The organism is Kitasatospora sp. NPDC101155, from assembly GCF_044768305.1.
Classification (GTDB): Bacteria; Actinomycetota; Actinomycetes; order Streptomycetales; family Streptomycetaceae; genus Kitasatospora.
In genome coordinates this window covers 162,741-179,806 of record NZ_JBIWPN010000012.1, presented here as the reverse complement: position 1 = coordinate 179,806, position 17,066 = coordinate 162,741, and the positions used below count along the sequence as shown (strand labels likewise).

Annotated in this window: 15 protein-coding genes and 1 pseudogene; 9 read left to right on the top strand and 7 right to left on the bottom strand. The window is 72.9% G+C overall.

Annotated features, from left to right (window positions below; translation table 11 throughout):
• Together ACIRYZ_RS20335 and ACIRYZ_RS20330 are read right to left on the bottom strand one after the other, a co-directional pair.
• Nucleotides 1–684, bottom strand: a complete 684-nt coding sequence (locus ACIRYZ_RS20335) for an ABC transporter ATP-binding protein (protein ID WP_402945975.1) — start codon at nt 682–684, stop codon at nt 1–3.
• Entirely contained in the window at nt 681–1,757 is a 1,077-nt protein-coding gene (locus ACIRYZ_RS20330; RefSeq protein WP_402945973.1) for an ABC transporter permease, read from the bottom strand. Before ACIRYZ_RS20330 ends, ACIRYZ_RS20335 begins: the two co-directional genes overlap by 4 nt.
• A gap of 165 nt (nt 1,758–1,922) precedes the next feature.
• Between ACIRYZ_RS20330 and ACIRYZ_RS20325 the strand changes: the two genes are divergently transcribed.
• From ACIRYZ_RS20325 to ACIRYZ_RS20310, 4 genes are all read left to right on the top strand, one after another.
• Nucleotides 1,923–3,128, top strand: a complete 1,206-nt coding sequence (locus tag ACIRYZ_RS20325) for a sensor histidine kinase (RefSeq protein WP_402945971.1) — start codon at nt 1,923–1,925, stop codon at nt 3,126–3,128.
• Nucleotides 3,125–3,751: a response regulator gene (locus ACIRYZ_RS20320; protein ID WP_393030841.1), complete on the top strand. Its 627-nt coding sequence runs from the start codon at nt 3,125–3,127 to the stop codon at nt 3,749–3,751. Before ACIRYZ_RS20325 ends, ACIRYZ_RS20320 begins: the two co-directional genes overlap by 4 nt.
• A 74-nt stretch (nt 3,752–3,825) precedes the next feature.
• Nucleotides 3,826–4,848, top strand: a complete 1,023-nt coding sequence (locus ACIRYZ_RS20315) for a nitronate monooxygenase (protein ID WP_402945968.1) — start codon at nt 3,826–3,828, stop codon at nt 4,846–4,848.
• Nucleotides 4,848–5,075 carry a helix-turn-helix domain-containing protein gene (locus ACIRYZ_RS20310; RefSeq protein WP_402945966.1) on the top strand — a complete coding sequence of 76 codons (228 nt, stop codon included), beginning with the start codon at nt 4,848–4,850 and terminating at the stop codon, nt 5,073–5,075. Before ACIRYZ_RS20315 ends, ACIRYZ_RS20310 begins: the two co-directional genes overlap by 1 nt.
• A gap of 20 nt (nt 5,076–5,095) precedes the next feature.
• Here ACIRYZ_RS20310 and ACIRYZ_RS20305 read toward each other — a convergent pair whose 3' ends face one another.
• Complete coding sequence (locus ACIRYZ_RS20305) at nt 5,096–6,547, bottom strand: aminopeptidase P family protein (RefSeq protein ID WP_402945964.1); 1,452 nt, start codon at nt 6,545–6,547, stop codon at nt 5,096–5,098.
• Between the two features lie 154 nt (nt 6,548–6,701).
• On the opposite strand from ACIRYZ_RS20305, the gene ACIRYZ_RS20300 reads away from it, so the two are divergent.
• Genes ACIRYZ_RS20300 through ACIRYZ_RS20280 form a run of 5 tightly spaced genes read left to right on the top strand, consistent with a single transcriptional unit; the run spans nt 6,702 to nt 12,391 of the window.
• The gene (locus ACIRYZ_RS20300; RefSeq protein WP_402945962.1) at nt 6,702–8,456 is read left to right on the top strand and encodes an ABC transporter substrate-binding protein; all 1,755 of its coding nucleotides are present in this window, start codon (nt 6,702–6,704) and stop codon (nt 8,454–8,456) included.
• Between the two features lie 11 nt (nt 8,457–8,467).
• The gene (locus ACIRYZ_RS20295) at nt 8,468–9,427 is read left to right on the top strand and encodes an ABC transporter permease (protein ID WP_387622801.1); all 960 of its coding nucleotides are present in this window, start codon (nt 8,468–8,470) and stop codon (nt 9,425–9,427) included.
• On the top strand, nt 9,424–10,410 hold the full coding sequence (locus ACIRYZ_RS20290) for an ABC transporter permease (RefSeq protein ID WP_402945960.1): 987 nt from the start codon (nt 9,424–9,426) through the stop codon (nt 10,408–10,410). The genes ACIRYZ_RS20295 and ACIRYZ_RS20290 overlap by 4 nt, the downstream gene beginning before the upstream one ends.
• Complete coding sequence (locus tag ACIRYZ_RS20285; protein WP_402945958.1) at nt 10,410–11,405, top strand: ABC transporter ATP-binding protein; 996 nt, start codon at nt 10,410–10,412, stop codon at nt 11,403–11,405. The genes ACIRYZ_RS20290 and ACIRYZ_RS20285 overlap by 1 nt, the downstream gene beginning before the upstream one ends.
• Nucleotides 11,369–12,391 (top strand): ABC transporter ATP-binding protein, encoded by a 1,023-nt coding sequence (locus ACIRYZ_RS20280; protein WP_402946088.1) that lies wholly within the window; start codon nt 11,369–11,371, stop codon nt 12,389–12,391. Before ACIRYZ_RS20285 ends, ACIRYZ_RS20280 begins: the two co-directional genes overlap by 37 nt.
• Nucleotides 12,392–12,507: 116 nt before the next feature.
• On the opposite strand, the gene soxR is transcribed toward ACIRYZ_RS20280, so the two are convergent.
• From soxR to ACIRYZ_RS20260, 4 genes and pseudogenes are all read right to left on the bottom strand, one after another.
• A complete protein-coding gene (gene soxR, locus ACIRYZ_RS20275) occupies nt 12,508–12,966 on the bottom strand; it encodes a redox-sensitive transcriptional activator SoxR (protein WP_393030868.1) in 459 nt (152 codons plus the stop codon).
• A 460-nt stretch (nt 12,967–13,426) separates the two neighbouring features.
• Nucleotides 13,427–14,410 (bottom strand): annotated as a pseudogene (locus ACIRYZ_RS20270) (immune inhibitor A domain-containing protein); the annotation flags it as partial.
• Nucleotides 14,411–14,462: 52 nt separating this feature from the next.
• A complete protein-coding gene (locus tag ACIRYZ_RS20265) occupies nt 14,463–14,840 on the bottom strand; it encodes a YrdB family protein (protein ID WP_402945956.1) in 378 nt (125 codons plus the stop codon).
• A gap of 103 nt (nt 14,841–14,943) precedes the next feature.
• A complete protein-coding gene (locus tag ACIRYZ_RS20260; RefSeq protein ID WP_402945954.1) occupies nt 14,944–17,010 on the bottom strand; it encodes a prolyl oligopeptidase family serine peptidase in 2,067 nt (688 codons plus the stop codon).
• Nucleotides 17,011–17,066: the final 56 nt, after the last annotated feature.

Here is a 17,066-nt window from a genome sequence, read left to right as displayed (position 1 = left end):
TCAGGCCGCTGCCGCAGGTACCGCGAGACGGCCGTCGTGGACTTCGGCGATCTGGTCGACGGCCGTGAGGTGGGTGCGGTCGTGGGTGACCAGGACCGTGGCGGTGGCCCGGCGGTGGGTGAGGTCGGTGATCAAGTCCAGGACGGCGGCGCCGCGTTCGTGGTCGAGGGCGCTGGTGGGTTCGTCGACCAGCAGCACCGTGGGGTCGTTCATCAGGGCCCGGGCGATGTTGACCCGTTGCCGTTGGCCGCCGGAGAGCTGGTGGGGGCGGCGGGCGGCCTGGTCGCGCAGGCCCACGGCGTCCAGCAGCTCCAGGGCGCGGGGGAGGACGCTGCGCGGGGAACGGCCGTCGAGGTGGGCCATCACCTGCAGTTGCTCGGCGGCGGTGAGCGAGGGCAGCAGGTTGGCCTGCTGGAAGACGATGCCGATCCTGGTGCGGCGCAGGGCGGTGAGCTCGGCGCGGCCGAGGCCTGCCGTGTCCGTGCCGTCGACGACGACCCGGCCGGAGTCCGGGCTGATCAGGGTGGCCGCCACCGCCAGCAGGCTGGACTTGCCGGAGCCGGACGGGCCGACCACAGCGGTGATCGAGCCCTTGGGAACGGTCAGCGACACGTCGTCCAGGGCGGTGAGCCGGCCGTCGCCGTCCGGGTAGGTGAGGGTGATGCGGTCGAGGGTGAGACTCATCGGGCGCTCCCCAGAGCGGTCAGCGGGTCGACGGAGGTGATCCGGCGGATGGACAGGGCCGCACCGATCGCGCCGAGGGCGATCATGACGACGGCGGGCAGCAGCAGGGTCGGGGCGTCCAGGACGAAGGGGACGGCGGAGCCGATCAGTGAGCCGGTGCCGAGGGCGATCGCGGTGCCGGCGACCGTACCGAGGACGAGCAGCAGGACGGCCTGGCCGAGGGCGTCGCGCAGCAGGTAGCGGGTGGAGGCACCGAGGGCCTTCAACACCGCGATGTCGCCGCTGCGCTGGATCGTCCAGACGGTGAAGAAGGCACCGATGACCAGCGCGGAGATGGCGAACAGGAAGCCGCGCATCAGCTGGAGGGAGCCGTTCTCGGAGGTGTAGGAGCCGATCGCGGCCAGGGCGTCGTCGCGGGTGCGGGTCACGGTGGCGTGGCGGGCGTCGGCGGCGCCGAGGTCGGCGCCCTTGGCGGTGTGGAGGGCGATGACGGTGGCATGGCCGGCGCCGCCGGGGGCGAACTGCTGCCAGTCGGTGAGGCTGGTCCAGATCACCGGGGTGTGGCTGTACGCGGCGTCGCCCTCGACGGCCGACACGGTGAGGTGGTGCCCGGCGAGTGTGAAGTCGGCGCCGGGGGCGAGGTTCCCCAGCTTCTCGGCGGCGGTCTTGGAGAGCACCGCCTGGCCGGCGCTGATCCGGCTGCCCTGTGGGGCCAGGTCGGAGCCGTCCGGGACGCCGAAGGCGGAGAGGGCGGCGGTGCGCTGGCCGGCGGCGGCCTTGGTGGTGGTGATGCCGAGCGGCTGGGCGGAGGTGACGCCGGGCTCGCGGGCCCAGGCCTGCCACTGCTCGGGGGCGATCTGGGAGTCGGTGAAGGAGAGCTCCTGCCCGTCGGCCGGCTTGCCGAAGACCAGGTGGTCGGCGGGCAGGCCGGTGATCGCGGAGATGTTCTGCCTGCCGAGCCCCGTGGTCAGGCCGGACAGCAAGCCGACCAGCACGGTGATCAGCACGATGACGGTCCCCATCAGGGCGAACCGCCCCTTGGCGAACCTGAGATCCCTCCAGGCGACGAACACGGTGGGCCTTTCCTACGGGTGACGGGTGCTTCCTCCACTACGGTCTGCGAGAAGGGGCCTCACGGGCATCGCGCCGGGGATGGTTTCCTGGGCATCAAAGGGCAGAAGCGGAGTTCAACCTTTTGATTGATGCCGGGTCTCGGGCTCGGAGCTTAGGCTGGAGGGATGGCGACCGAACGATCCAGAACCACCCCCGTCGCCCGCGTCCTCCAGGTCTGCCTGCACCTGCTCGTGGCGGGCCTGCTGCTGCTCGCCGTCGCCCGCTCCGTGTTCGTCGAGCGGGGCGGCGATCCGGCCGCCGTCGCCGCCGCGGCCTCCGCGATGGCCGCCGGGTACGCCGTCGGGCCGAGGCTGGCCGCGGTCCGTACCTCCCGGCGGGCCGCCGGGCTCTGGCTGGCGCTGCTCGGCGTCACCTGGGTGGGCCTGCTGGTCGCCACCCAGGACGGGGTGTGGCTGGCGTTCCCGCTGTACTTCCTGGAGCTGCACCTGCTCGGGCGGCGCGGCGGACCGGTGGCCGTCGGACTGACCGCGGCCGTGGCGATCGCCGCCTGGTCCTGGCACCAGCACAGCTTCAGTGTCGCCGCCTCGATCGGGCCCGCGCTCGGCGCGGCCGTCGCCACCGCCACCGTGCTCGGCTACCAGGCGCTGTACCGGGAGAGCGAGGAGCGGCGCCGGCTGATCGACGAACTGACCGCCGCCCGCGCCGACCTCGCCGCCGCCCACCACACCGCCGGGGTGATGGCCGAGCGCGAGCGCCTCGCCCGGGAGATCCACGACACCCTCGCGCAGAGCCTCAGCTCCATCCAGCTGCTGCTGCGGGCCGCCCAGCGGGCGCTGCCCGAGCGCACCGAGGCCGCCGCCGGGTACGTCGAGCAGGCGCGGCAGGCCGCCCAGGACAACCTGGACGAGGCCCGGCGCTTCGTCCGGGCGCTCACCCCGCCCGCCCTGGACGGCGATCCGCTGCCGGTCGCGCTGGAGCGGCTGTGCGCGACCACGACGGCGCACAGCGGTCTGCCCGTCCACCTGCACGTCTTCGGGGATCCGGTCCGACTGCCGGCCGCGCAGGAGGTGGCGCTGTTGCGGATCGCGCAGTCGGCGCTCGGCAACACCGTGCGGCACGCGAAGGCCTCGCGGGCCGAGGTGACACTCAGCTACATGGAGGGCGAGGTGGCGTTGGACGTGTTCGACGACGGGGCCGGGTTCGATCCGGCGGTGGTCGCCGGCCGCACGGGTGGGGACGGCGGCTTCGGGCTGCCCTCGATGCGGGCCCGGGCGCGGGCGCTCGGCGGCAGCTTCACCGTCGAGTCGGCGCCCGGGGAGGGGACGGCGCTGGCGGTGCTGCTGCCGGTCACCACGGAGGTCGGCCCGTGATCCGGCTGCTGATCGCCGACGACCACCCGGTGGTGCGGGCCGGGCTGCGGGCGGTGCTGGAGAGCGAACCGGACTTCACCATCGTGGCGGAGGCCGCCACCGCCGAGCGGGCCGTCGAGCTGGCGGCCGAGCCGGGGGTCGACGTCGTGCTGATGGACCTGCAGTTCGGGCCCGGCTCGGCGATGAACGGGGCCCAGGCCACGGCGGCGATCACCGCCCGGGCGGGCGCGCCGCGGGTGCTGGTGGTCACCACCTACGACAGCGACGCGGACACCCTGCCGGCGCTGGAGGCCGGTGCGACCGGGTACCTGCTAAAGGACGCGCCGCCCGAGGAACTCGCCCAGGCGGTACGGGCCGCCGCGGCCGGGCGCAGCGCGCTGGCGCCGAGTGTGGCGGACCGGCTGCTGGAGCGGATGCGGGCGCCCGCGGCGGCGCTCAGCGCGCGGGAGACCGAGGTGCTGGGGCTGGTCGCGGACGGGCTGACCAACCAGCGGATCAGCCAGCAGCTGCACCTGAGCCAGGCCACCGTGAAGTCGCATCTGGTGCACATCTACACCAAGTTGGGGGTCGACTCGCGCACGGCGGCGGTGCGGGAGGCGCGGGGGCGGGGGCTGATCCGCTGAGTGTGGGGTGGGGTCGATCCGCTGGGCGTAGCGTGGGAACGGTCCGTGCCCGTAGCAGTGTGAGGAGCGCCCCGATGACCGTCCGTCTCGACGAGCTTGCCGTGCCGGTGATCGGCTCCCCGATGGCTGGCGGGGCCTCGACGCCCGAGCTGGTGGCGGCGGTGAACCGGGCCGGTGGGCTCGGGTTCCTGGCCGCGGGCTACCGGAGCGCCGAGGGGATGGCCGAGCAGGTCGCCGCCGTACGGAAGTCGACCGACCGGCCGTACGGGGTGAACCTCTTCGTCCCGGCCCCGCCCGGGGATCCGGCGGCGGTCGCCGCCTACCGGGAGCGGCTGCGGCCGGAGGCCGAGCGGTGGGGGGTGGTGCTGCCGGAGGAGATCGGGCCGGACCAGGACGACTGGGAGGCCAAGCTCGCCGCGCTGCTCGCCGATCCGGTGCCGGTGGTCTCGTACACCTTCGGGCTGCCGACGGCCGCGGAGGCGGCGGCGCTGCGGGCGGCGGGGACGCTGCAGGTCGGCACCGTCACCACGCCGGAGGAGGCGCGGGCGGCGGAGGCGGTCGGGATGGACGTGCTGTGCGTGCAGGGCCCGGAGGCCGGCGGGCACCGCGCCACCCACCGGGTCGCGGACCTGCCGGGGGAGCTGCCGCTGCTGCAACTGCTGCCCACCGTACGGGCGGTGACCGCCATGCCGCTGATCGCCGCGGGCGGGCTGGGCGACGGCCCGGCGATCGCGGCGGCACTGCGGGCCGGGGCGGTCGCGGTGCAGTTGGGGACGGCGCTGCTGCGCTCAGACGAGTCCGGCGCCTCGGCCGCCCACCGGGCCGCGCTCACCGAACTGCCGGAGACCGTCGTCACCCGCGCCTTCACCGGCCGCCCGGCCCGCGGCCTGCGCAACGCCTTCATCGACCGCCACGGCCCGTACGCCCCGCCCGCCTACCCCGAGGTTCACCACCTCACCGCCCCGCTGCGTGCGGCCGCCACCCGCCGCGGGGACACGGACGCGATGCACCTCTGGGCGGGCACCGCTCACCGGCTGGCGCGCACGGGCCCGGCGGAGCGGATCGTCGCGGAGCTGTGGCGGGACGCGCGGGGGTAGTGACGCTGGCGCGGATTCGCGGCTACGAGCTTGCTGAGCTGCGCAAGGCGGCCGGGCTGACCCAGAAGGAGGTGGCCGGGCTGATGGGGGTGAGCCAGGCGCGGGTGTCCCAGATCGAGCACGGGCAGGTGGACAGCCTGGACAACCTGCGGGCCTATGCCGCCGCGATCGGTGGGGAGGTCGAGGTGGCGGTTCGCCAGGGGGAGCGGACGATCAAGGTCGCCTGACCGTCCGCTCCGTCCCGGTCTCAACTGAGCAGGTCCGCCATCCAGGACTCGATGGCCTCGGCCGTCCGCGGCAGGGCGCCGGACATCAGGTGGGCGCCGTCGGCGGTGATGACCAGGTCGTCCTCGATGCGGATGCCCATGCCGCGTAGCTCCAGGGGGAGGGTTTCGTCGTCGGGCTGGAGGTAGAGGCCGGGTTCGACGGTGAGGACCATGCCCTCCTCCAGGGTGGCGTCGAGGTAGCGGTCGGCGCGGGCCTGGGAGCAGTCGTGGTAGTCGAGGCCGAGCATGTGGCCGCTGCCGCAGAGGGTGTAGCGGCGGTGGAGGCCGTTGTCCTCGGCGAGGGCCCGGTCGGCGGGGACGCGGAGGACGCCCCAGTCGGCGAGGCCTTCGGCGATGACGCGCATGGCGGCCTGGTGGAAGTCGCGGAAGCGGGCGCCGGGGCGCAGGGCGGCGATGCCGGCGCTCTGGGCGGCGAGGACGAGGTCGTAGGCCTGGCGCTGGATCGGGGTGAAGGTTCCGCTGAGGGGGACGGTGCGGGTGATGTCGGCGGCGTAGAGGGTGTCGGTCTCGACGCCGGCGTCCAGCAGGAGCAGGGAGTTCGGGTCGAGGGCGCCGTCGTTGCGGATCCAGTGCAGGACGCAGGCGTGGGCGCCGGAGGCGGCGATGGTGGTGTAGCTGGTGCCGTTGCCCTCGGCGCGGGCGCGCAGGTCGAAGACGCCCTCGATCCAGCGTTCGCCGCGGTGGTGGCGCAGTGCGGTGGGCAGGGCGCGGACGACGTCCTCGAAGCCGGTGACGGTGTGGTCGACGGCGAGTTGCAGCTGCCCGATCTCCCACCTGTCCTTGATCAGCCGCAACTCGGCGAGGACGGCGGCGAGTTCGCCGTCGCGCAGGTCCGCGCGGGGGCGCCCGGTGGCGGAGTCGACGAGGGCGTCGGTGCCGGCCAGCACCCGGGTGGGCGGCTGCGGTCCGGTGAGCAACTTGCCGAGGTCGTCGAGGTGTTCGGTGCGCAGCCCGGTGAGTCGGGCGGCTTCGCCGAGGTCGGGCCGGCGGCCGACCCAGAACTCGCCGTAGCGGCGGTCGCGGTAGAACTCGCCGCCGCTGCGCGGGGAGCGGGGGCGCAGGTAGAGCACCGGTTCGTGACCCTCGGGGCCGGCCGGTTCGAGGACGAGGACGTGGTCGGCCTGGTCCTCGCCGGTGAGTCCGGTGAGCCAGACGTACGCGCTGTGCGGGCGGAAGCGGTAATCCAGGTCGTTGCAGCGGACCTTGAGGCGTCCGGCGGGGACGATCAGCCGTTCGCCGGGGAACGCGGCGGAGAGCCGGGCCCGGCGGCCGGGGAAGCGGTCGTAGCCGGGGACGCGCTGGTCGGCGGGGAGCGGGGTGGGGGTCCAGCGAACGCCCATGAAGGCGTCCAGCTCGGGGGAGACCGGGAGGTCGTGGCTGCCGGTGTTGAGGCCGGTCTGAGGGTGGGTCACCGGTGAACTCCTAGGCGGGGCTGGGGAGGTGAGGGCGCACGGACACGGCTGGGTAACGACCGGCGCCACCTCTTGTGCAGTGCAATTTCACATTACTATGTTACGGGTCACACAGCGGAGCGGCCAGAGCAGGCCCCCCACAGCGGAGTTGCACATGACCAGGCGCACCCATGCCCTCCTCGCGGCGGCCCTCGCGGCGACCCTCACCCTCGGCCTCGGGGCCTGCAAGAACGACAAGAGCGACAGCGGCGGCGACGGCGCCGCGGCCGGCAGCACCAGAGCCCCCGGCGCCGCGTCCGGGACGATCGTCGGCGGCACCCCGGTCAAGGGCGGCACCCTGACCGTGCTGTCCAACCAGGACTTCGCCCACCTCGACCCGGCCCGCAACTGGACCATGCCGAACATGGACTTCGGCATCCGGCTGCTCTACCGCACCCTGGTGACCTTCAAGGCCGAGCCCGGCGCGGCGGGCAGCGAGATCGTCCCCGACCTCGCCACCGACCTCGGCAAGTCCTCGGACGGCGGCAAGACCTGGACGTTCACCCTCAAGGAGGGCGTCAAGTACGAGGACGGCACGCCGATCAAGTCCGCCGACGTCAAGTACAACGTCGAGCGCTCCTTCGCGCCGGACCTCACCGGCGGCCCCGACTACGCCCAGCAGTACCTGGCCGGCGGCGAGAACTACAAGGGTCCGCTGAACGGCGAGCACCTGTCCAGCATCGAGACCCCCGACGACAGGACGATCGTCTTCCACCTCAAGCGCCCGGTCGCCGAGTTCTCGTACACCGCGACCCTGCCGACCTTCGCCCCCGTCCCGCAGTCCCAGGACAAGGGCACCCAGTACGACCTGCGGCCGTTCTCCTCCGGCCCGTACAAGATCGAGACCTACGACCGCGGCAAGCAGCTGGTCCTGGTCCGCAACACCAACTGGGACCAGTCCACCGACCCGGTCCGCAAGGCCTACCCGGACCGGATCGTGGTCACCGAGGGCCTCAAGGGCGGCCAGGTGGACGACCGGATCATCGCCAGCGAGGGCGCGGACGCCTCCGCGATCGAATGGATGAACCTGCGGCCCGAGTCGGTCGCCAAGGTGCTGCCCAAGGCGGATGTGAAGTCCCGGCTGATCGCCGAGCAGCAGGGCTGCACCGACATGCTGTACCCCAATACCTCCAAGGCGCCGTTCGACGACCCCAAGGTCCGCGAGGCGCTGATGTACGCGGTGGACCGGGACGCGCAGGTGACCGCGAACGGCGGTCCGGCGATGGGGGACGTGGCCACCTCCTACCTGCCGCCCGCGCTGTCCGGCGGAAGCAGGCTGGACCCACTGAAGATCCCGGCCACCGGGGACCCGGAGAAGGCCAAGCAGCTGCTCAAGGACGCCGGCAAGACCGACCTCAAGGTCTCGCTGACCACCTCCTCCGGTGACAAGACCCGGGCCGAGGCCCTGCAGCAGTCGCTGGCGAAGGTCGGCATCCAGGTCACCATCACCACCGCCGACCCGTCCGTCTACTACGACACCATCGGTGACACCAAGAACGCCCCCGACCTCGCCATCCTCGGCTGGTGTCCGGACTACCCCTCCGGTGCCACCTTCCTGCCGCTGGTCTTCGACGGCCGCACCATCAAGGAGAAGGGCAACCAGGGCAACGTCGAGCAGTTCCGTGACCAGGCCGCCGAGGACCGGATCGACCAGATCAACGCGATGACCGACGTCACCGAGGCCAACAAGGCGTGGGTGCAGCTCAACGAGGACCTGATGAAGAAGGCGCCCACCGTACCGATGCTGTGGCAGCGCCGCCCGCTGCTGGCCGGGACGAACGTGGCGGGGGCTTTCGGCCACCCGGTGTGGACCGGTCAGTGGGACTTCGCCACGATCGGCCTCAAGGACCCTTCCAAGAGCCAGGGCTGAGGGACCGTCCGATGAGTACCACCATCGAAACGGCCACGGCCGACACGGTCGGGGCGGGCCCGGCGAAACGTTCCGGCCGCGGGCCCTGGCGGCTGGTCTGGGACCAGCTCTGGGCCAAGGGGTCGGCCCGCTTCGGCCTGGTTGTCGTCGCCCTGCTGGTCCTGCTCGTCGCCCTGGCCGGGCCGCTGAGCGCGCTCGGCGGCTGGGGCCCCGACGAGTTCGACAAACGCGCCGTGGACCCGTACCTGGGCGGACAGCCGATCGGGGACTTCGGCGGGATCGGCACCCGGCACTGGCTGGGCGTCGAACCCGCCACCGGGCGCGACCTGTTCGCCCGGGTGCTGCACGGCGGGCAGGTCTCACTGCTGATCGCCTTCACCGCCACCGCCGTGGTCGTGGTGACCGGCACCCTGGTCGGCATCGCGGCCGGCTACTTCGGCGGGCGGACCGACACCGTGCTGTCCCGGCTGATGGACCTCACCATGTCCTTCCCCTCGCTGATCTTCATGATCTCGATGATGTCGGTGGCCAAGGACGTCAACCGGGTCCTGCTGATCACCCTGGTGATCGGGATGTTCACCTGGCCCGGCATCGCCCGGGTGGTGCGGGGGCAGACCCTCTCGCTCAAGCACCGCGAGTACGTCGAGGCCGCCAAGGTCGGCGGTGCCCGCTCCTGGCGCATCCTCACCCGCGAGATCCTGCCCAATGTCTCCGGCCCGATCATCGCCTACACCACGCTGCTGGTCCCCGGCATGATCGCCACCGAGGCCGCGCTCAGCTACCTCGGGGTGGGCGTGCGCCCGCCGACCCCCTCCTGGGGCCAGATGATCGCCGAGAGCATCAGCTTCTACGAGACCGACCCGACGTACTTCCTGATCCCGACGGCCTTCCTGTTCCTGGCCGTGCTCGCCTTCACCCTGCTCGGCGACGCGCTGCGCGACATCCTCGACCCGCGGGGAGGCCGGTCGTGATCCTCTACCTCGGCCGCCGGCTGCTCGGCGCGCTCGGCATCCTGCTGGCGATCTGCGCGATCACCTTCACCATCTTCTACCTGTTGCCCTCCGACCCGGCGGTGGCCGCCTGCGGCAAGACCTGCAGTCCCGAGCGGATCGCCGAGGTCAAGGTCGCGATGGGGCTCGACAAGCCGGTCTGGGAGCAGTTCGTCACGTACGTGACCGGCATCTTCGCCGGGCGCGACTACGGCAGCGGTCCCAGCGCCACCCACTGCGGCTTCCCCTGCCTCGGCTACTCCTACGAGTACTCGCTGCCGGTGTGGAACCTGCTCACCGACCGGCTGCCGGTCTCCGTCTCGCTGGCCGTCGGCGCGGCCGTGCTCTGGCTGGTCCTCGGCCTGGGCGCGGGTGTCACCTCGGCGCTGCGCAAGGGCGGGGTGACCGACAAGGCGCTGATGGTGCTCTCGGTCGGCGCCGCCTCGCTGCCGGTCTACTTCACCTCGATCATGCTGATCTGGGGCGTCGTCAGGACGGCCGGGCTGCTGCCCTACCCGGCCTACCACGCGTTCACCGAGAACCCCGTCGAGTGGGCCTCCAACCTGCTGCTGCCGTGGATCGCCCTGGCCCTGCTGTACGCGGCCATGTACGCCCGGCAGAGCCGGAACTCGATGATCGAGGCGATGGCCGAGCCGTACATCCGCACCGCCCGGGCCAAGGGCCTGCCCGCCACGACCGTCGCGGTCAAGCACGGGCTGCGCTCCGGGATGACGCCGATCCTGACCATCCTCGGGATGGACCTCGGCGGGCTGCTGGCCGGGGCCGTCATCACCGAGTCGATCTTCGGACTGCCCGGGGTGGGACGGCTCTTCTACGACGCGCTGGTCCGCTCCGACCAGCCCGTCATCCTCGGCGTCACCCTGCTCGCGGCCGCCTTCATCGTCGCCGCGAACCTGCTGGTCGACCTGCTCTACGCGTACGTCGACCCGAGAGTGAGGTACTGATGACTCTCCTGGAAGTCGAGGACCTCGGGGTCCGCTTCGACACCCCGCGCGGCACCGTCCGGGCCGTCGACGGCATCTCCTTCAGCGTCGAGGCCGGGCGCACCCTCGGCCTGGTCGGCGAGTCGGGCAGCGGCAAGTCCGTCACCTCGCTCGCCGTCATGGGCCTGCACCGCGGCGCCGCCGTCACCGGCTCGATCCGGCTCGGCGGGCAGGAGCTGAACGGGCTGGGGGAGCGGGAGTTGGGCGCCGTCCGGGGCCGGCGGATCGCGATGATCTTCCAGGACCCGCTGTCCAGCCTGCACCCCTTCTACACCGTCGGCGAGCAGATCGCCGAGCACTACCGGGTGCACTTCAAGGCGGGCCGAAAGGCCGGACGGGCCAGGGCCGTCGAGATGCTGGCCGAGGTCGGCATCCCGGAGCCGGCCCGCCGGGTCGACGAGTACCCGCACCAGTTCTCCGGCGGCATGCGCCAGCGCGTCATGATCGCCATGGCGCTCGCCTGCGAACCCGAGCTGCTGATCGCCGACGAGCCCACCACCGCCCTGGACGTCACCGTCCAGGCGCAGATCCTCGACCTGATCGCCCGGATCCAGCAGGAACGCGGCCTCGGCGTCGTGATGATCACCCACGACCTCGGCGTGGTCGCCCGGGTCGCCCACGAGGTGCTCGTCATGTACGGCGGCCGTGCGGCCGAACAAGCCCCGGTGGAACGGCTGTTCGCGCAGCCCGCGCACCCGTACACCCGCGGCCTGCTGGACTCGCTGCCGCGCCTGGACGACACCGACGACGCCCCGCTGCGGGCCATCCCCGGCAGTCCGCCGTCACTGATCGTCCCCGCCCCCGGCTGCTCCTTCGCCCCGCGCTGCGCCCGCACCACCGCCGCGTCCGCCGAGGAGCACGCCCGCTGCCTGGCCGAGCGCCCGGTGCTCGGCCCGCTCGCCCCCGGCCACCAGGCCGCCTGCCACCTGCCGCTGGTGCCGGAGGGAGTGCTGTGACCGTTGTGAACGACCAACCACTGCTGTCCGTAAGGGACCTGGTGAAGACCTTCCCCGGGCGGCGCGGCCGCTCCGGGCGGGCCGGGGCGCCGATCCGGGCCGTGGACGGGGTCAGCTTCGACCTCGGCGCGGGCGAGACGCTCGGCCTGGTCGGCGAGTCCGGCTGCGGAAAGTCCACCACCGGGCGGATGATCGTCCGGCTGCTCGACCCGACCTCGGGCACCGTTACCCTCGACGGCATCGGGATCGGCGGCCTCTCCCAGGCCCAACTGCGGCCGCACCGGCGGCACTTGCAGATGGTCTTCCAGGACCCGTACTCCTCGCTCAACCCCCGCCAGACGGTGGCCCGGATCATCTCCGAACCGCTCCTGGTCCAGGGCGCGGGCGCGGCCGAGGCGCGCAAGCGGGCGGCCGAGCTGATCGAGCTGGTCGGGCTGATCCCCGAGCACCTGGACCGCTACCCGCACGAGTTCTCCGGCGGCCAGGCGCAGCGCATCGGCATCGCCCGCTCGCTGGCCACCTCGCCGAAGCTGGTGATCGCCGACGAGCCGGTGTCCGCGCTGGATGTCTCCATCCAGGCCCAAGTGGTCAACCTGATGGAGCAGTTGCAGCGCGAGCTGGGCCTGGCGTACGTGTTCATCGCGCACGACCTCTCGGTGGTCAAGCGGGTCTGCGACCGGGTCGCGGTGATGTACCTGGGCCGGATCGTCGAGATCGGCGACAAGGCCGAGGTGTACGGAAACCCGGCGCACCCGTACACCCGGGCGCTGCTGTCGGCCGTACCGCTGCCGGATCCGGCCGCCGAGCGGGCCCGGGAGCGGATCGTGCTGCTCGGCGACCCGCCGAGCCCGGCCAACCCGCCGGCCGGGTGCGGCTTCCACCCGCGCTGCCCGAAGGCGCAGGAGGTGTGCCGGACGGAGCGGCCGCTGCTGCGGGTGGTCGGAACGGGGCTGCGCGAGGCGGCCTGCCACTTCCCGGAGGCCTGAGGGCCGCCACAGACCCCCGGTCGGGCGCGGCGGGGAACCTTACGAGGGCCGCGTCCGACCGGGTTCCACCACTCGGTGCCTGCTGGGCGGCTGCTTGGCAGCTGCTCGGCGTCCGGTTAGTGCTCGTCGTTCGGCAGCAGCAGGCGCGGGCCGGGGCCCTCGGTGGCGAGTTCGTCGCCCGGGTTGAGTACCCGGCAGCGGCGCAGCGACACGCAGCCGCAGCCGATGCAGCCGGTCAGCTCGCCCTCCAGCCGCTCCAGCTCCGTCCGGCGGGCGCGCAGCTGCTCGGCCCAGCGCCGGGAGATCCGCTCCCAGTCGTGCTTGCCGGGCATCCGGTCCTCAGGCAGGCCGGTGAAGACCTCGGCGACCTCGGCGAGCGGGATGCCGAGCCGCTTGGCGACCAGGATCAGCGAGATCCGGCGCAGCACGTGCCGCCGGTAGCGGCGCTGGTTCCCGGCCGAGCGCTCGGAGGAGATCAGCCCCTGGTCCTCGTAGAAGCGCACCGCCGAGGTGGCGATCCCGGCCCGCCGGGCCACCTCGCCGACGCTCAGCAGGTCCACCGGCGCGGTACTCATGCGCCCGCCTCGCTGCACTCGGCAGGGGCATTCGCCCATACGCGCCTTCTGATGATTCGCTCGCTTCGCTCACTCATGCGCCCGCCCCGGTGTTCTCGCCCACGGCCCCTCCTTGACTTCAAGTTCTGTTGAAGTCCTAGCGTACCGGACGTGACCGGGACTTCCGTCGTAGAGAACGCCACAGTCCGTTCTGATCAGGCAAGTTGCACTAAGCAGTCACCGTCCGGAGAATCCTCCGGAGGGTGACGCGAACTGTTCTCCCGCCGGTTCGCCGCAGCCGCGTCGGTCCTGGCCGGGGGCGTCGCGCTGTACGCGATGAACCTGCACTTCACCGCCGCGCTCACCGCCCGCCGGGTGCGGTAGCGGGCGGACGGAAACCGGCCCCTTTCCGGCGGGCCCGCCACGGACCGGCCCCGGATCCCTTTTCGTCGGGGGGATCCGGGGCCTTCTCACGTGCGGGTCAGGCGGCCGGGCCGGCGGCGGTGCGCAGATCGACGTCCCGGGACAGGGAGTTGTCGAGGTTGTCGCCGGTGTCGCTCCACCACTGTTTGCCGCCCTCGTACGGGTCGGTCAGGTCGGTGCTGGTGGTGCCGTCCGGCAGGTGGACCAGGACGGCCTGGGCCAGGTCGGTGTTGTAGCTGCTCACCCCGAGGGCGTGGGTGGAGCGGGTGGCGGCCTGCGCCTCGTCGTAGTTGAGCCAGCCGAACTGCAGCTTGCTCCAGGCGTCGAGGTCGCCGGGGTAGCCGCCGGTGGTGTTCGGGCCCTTGCCGAGGTAGGAGCCGGAGGACATCAGCGACCAGAAGTTGACGCTGTTGTCGCCGCCGCTGGTGGGGTACAGGTCGGGCAGGCCGAGGTTGTGGCCGTACTCGTGGGCGAACAGGCCGACACCGCTGTTCTCGCCCGCCTGGACGTAGTCGTAGACGTAGAAGCCGGTGTCGCCGACCGGCGCGCCGCCGATCTTGTCGCCCGCCGGGCCGGTCTGCCCGGTCGCGTCCGGGAAGGCCCAACTGCGGTGCGCCCACAGCGCGTCGGCGCCCTGGGCGCCGCCGCCCCAGGTCTCGTCGACGCCCGCGTGCACCACGATCACGTTGTCCAGGTAGCCGTCGGGCTGGTTGAACTCGCCGGTCCTGGTGTGGTCGTAGCGGTTGTAGACGTCGTACTGGGCGAGCTGGGCCTTGATGTCGGCGACGGAGCGACCCTTGGCGATCTCGCCGTCGTACCGGGCCTTGAGGGCGTCCCGGACGAACTCCTGGGCCTGGGTCCAGGCGCCGGAGCCCTGGGGGCCCTTGTTGCTGCCGTAACGGGCCTCGTTGTACGGGACGGTGACCCAGTCGCTGACGCTGCCCTCGATGTCGTAGCGGCCGGAGGACTGGGTGCGGTAGTAGTTGCGCATCGATACGGCGCCGGGCGTGTCGTCGAAGAACATCTTTTGGTAGTACTCGCGGTTGAAGTCGCGCGCCGCACCCTTTGGTGCGGCGCCCCTTTCCGGCGGACCGTCAGCGCGTGCTGTACTCCACGGCGACGCTGATCACCACGAGCACGGCGTACACCACCGCGAGGGTCGTCCGCCCGGTCGCGTGCAGGGCGAGCGCGGCGGTGAGCAGGACCAGGAGCTTGAGTGCGATATCCACGCCGAGCGGCGGGCGGAACTTCGGCCCGCCCGCGGCCAGGAACAGGCCCCAGACGGTGGCTGCCAGCGCCGGGGCGCCGATGCCCAGCAGCAGCCGGGTGGCCAGGTTGGGGCCGGTCTTGAACCCCCAGTAGCAGAGCGCCGCCAGCATGGCGAGCTCCAGCCCGAAGGCGAGTCCTGCGTTGGTGGCCGTCAGCGGGGTCCACTGCCGCCGGCCGACCGGGCCCGGCCTCTCGAATCTCATCCGCGTTCTCCCCGTCTCCCCGAGCCGCCCGAGCCGCCCGAGCCGCCCGAGCCGGGCGGCGGTCGTGCGGAGTGTCCCAGTCCGACCGGCCGGACTCAATGGATCAACCCAAAGACGCACGCAGGAAGGCGAGTTCGGCCATGGCGAGCTGCTCGTTCGTTCCGCCCGGGGTCATGTGGGTGACGCCCGGCAGCGGCAGCACGCTGTGTGGGCGCCCGGCGCGGGTGAGCGCCTGGGAGAGCAGCAGGGTGTGCGCGGGGTGGACGTTGTCGTCGGCCAGCCCGTGGATCAGCAGGAGCGGCCTGGTCAGGCCGGGGGCGTCGGTGAGCAGGCAGTCGTCGGCGTAGCCCTCGGGGTTGTCCTGGGGCAGGCCGAGGTAGCGCTCGGTGTACGCGGTGTCGTACAGCCGGAAGTCGGTGGGCGGAGCGCCCGCGCAGGCGGCGTGGAAGACGTCCGGGCGGCGCAGTACGGCGAGCGCGGCGAGGTAGCCGCCGTACGACCAGCCGCGCACGCCGACCCGGCCGAGGTCGAGGTCGGGGTGGTGTGCGGCGAGTGCGTGCAGGGCGTCGACCTGGTCGTCCAGGGCGACCTGGGAGAAGCGCCGGAAGATCGCCCGGGTGAAGTCGGGGGAGACGAAGGGGGTGCCCCGGTTGTCGGTGGTGACCACGGCGAAGCCCTGGTCGGCCCACCACTGGCGGAGCTGCCAGCGGCGCGGCTCGGCGGCCACGGCCTGGAAGCCGGGCCCGCCGTAGACGTCCAGCAGGACGGGCAGCCGACGGCCGGGGACGTGCCCGCGCGGGTACACCACGGCGGTGGGCAGGGCGCGTTCGGTGACCCGGGCGAGCCGGGGGAGGACGGTGTACGGCAGGGCGGCGCTCCGGTCGGTGAGTGTCAGCTCGCGGCCCGCGCGCCGGACCACCCGCCGGACGCCGTCGGCGGTGGCGGTGGTGAGCAGCAGGGTGTCGGCGGCGGCGAGCGCGGAGTGCACGCCCGGTCCGGCGCTGAGGAGTTCGGGCGGGCCGCCGTCCGGGTCGACCAGGTGGAGGTGCTGGTCGGCCGGGTCGCCCTGGCCGGTCTCGCAGAGCAGCCGGCCGTCGTACTGCCCGACCACCCGGCGGATCTGCAGTCCGGCGCTGTCCAGCGGCTTGCCGTCCACGGCGAGGCCGCGGGCCTGCGGGCTGTCGTGGGCGGTGAGCAGCCGGCCGTCGGGCAGCCGGGCGGGGGTGCCGGGCAGGTCGTCCACCCAGAACTCGTCGGTGGTGCGGGAGAGTTCGGATGTCGCGCCGGTGGCCGGGTCGGCGCTGAGCAGCAGCACCCGCTGCTGCAGGCGGTCGGCGACGGTGAGCAGCACCTCGCCGTCCGAGGCCCAGGATGCCTCGCAGAGGTACGGGAACGCGGCGGCGTCCCAGTGGATTCGGACCCGGCTGCCGTCCAGGCCGAGCACCCAGAGCTGGACGTCGGCGTTGGGCCCGCCGGCCTGCGGGTAGGCGAAGTCCTCGGCGGGCTCGCCCGGGTGGGCGGGGTCGGCGAAGTGCCGGCGGGGGAGGGCGGATTCGTCCACCCGGGCGGCCAGCAGTGCGCCGCCGTCCGGGCGCCACCAGTGGCCCCGGGAGCGGCCGAGCTCCTCGGCGGCGGCGAATTCGGCGACGCCCCAGCGGGCGCCGTCGGCGGGGGAGATCGGCTTCGACTCCGGTGTGACGTACAGGGCGTCGTCGGCGACGTAGGCGACCCGCCGGCCTTCGGGGTGCGGGCGGGGGTCGAACGCGGGCCCGGCGGTGGGGAGTTCGACGGCGGCGCCGGTGGCGGTGTCGATGCGGAACAGTCGGCCGTCCAGGGTGAGGGCGGCGGTGGCGAGGTCGGCGGTGGCCGCGTAGCCGCCGATCCCGGCGGCGACCAGCCGGGTGCGCTCGCGCAACCGCCGCTCGACGGCGGGCAGTTCGTCGCGCCGACCGCTACGGCCCGGGGCGAGCACGGCCGGGTCGGCGACCAGGCGCTCCTCGCCGGTGGTGAGGTCGAGCAGTTGGAGGCGGTCGAGCGGATCCTCGGAACCGGTCGAGCGGAGCAGCAGCAGCCGGGTACCGTCCTCGGCGAGGGTGTACGCGCGTGGGGCGCCGTAGGTGAACCGACCGGTACGGGCGCTGAGGGAGAGGAAGGCGTCGGTGATGGTCACGGCCCGATGGTGGTCGTGCGATGGTCACCCGACCAGTAGTCTGTCATGTGAAATGT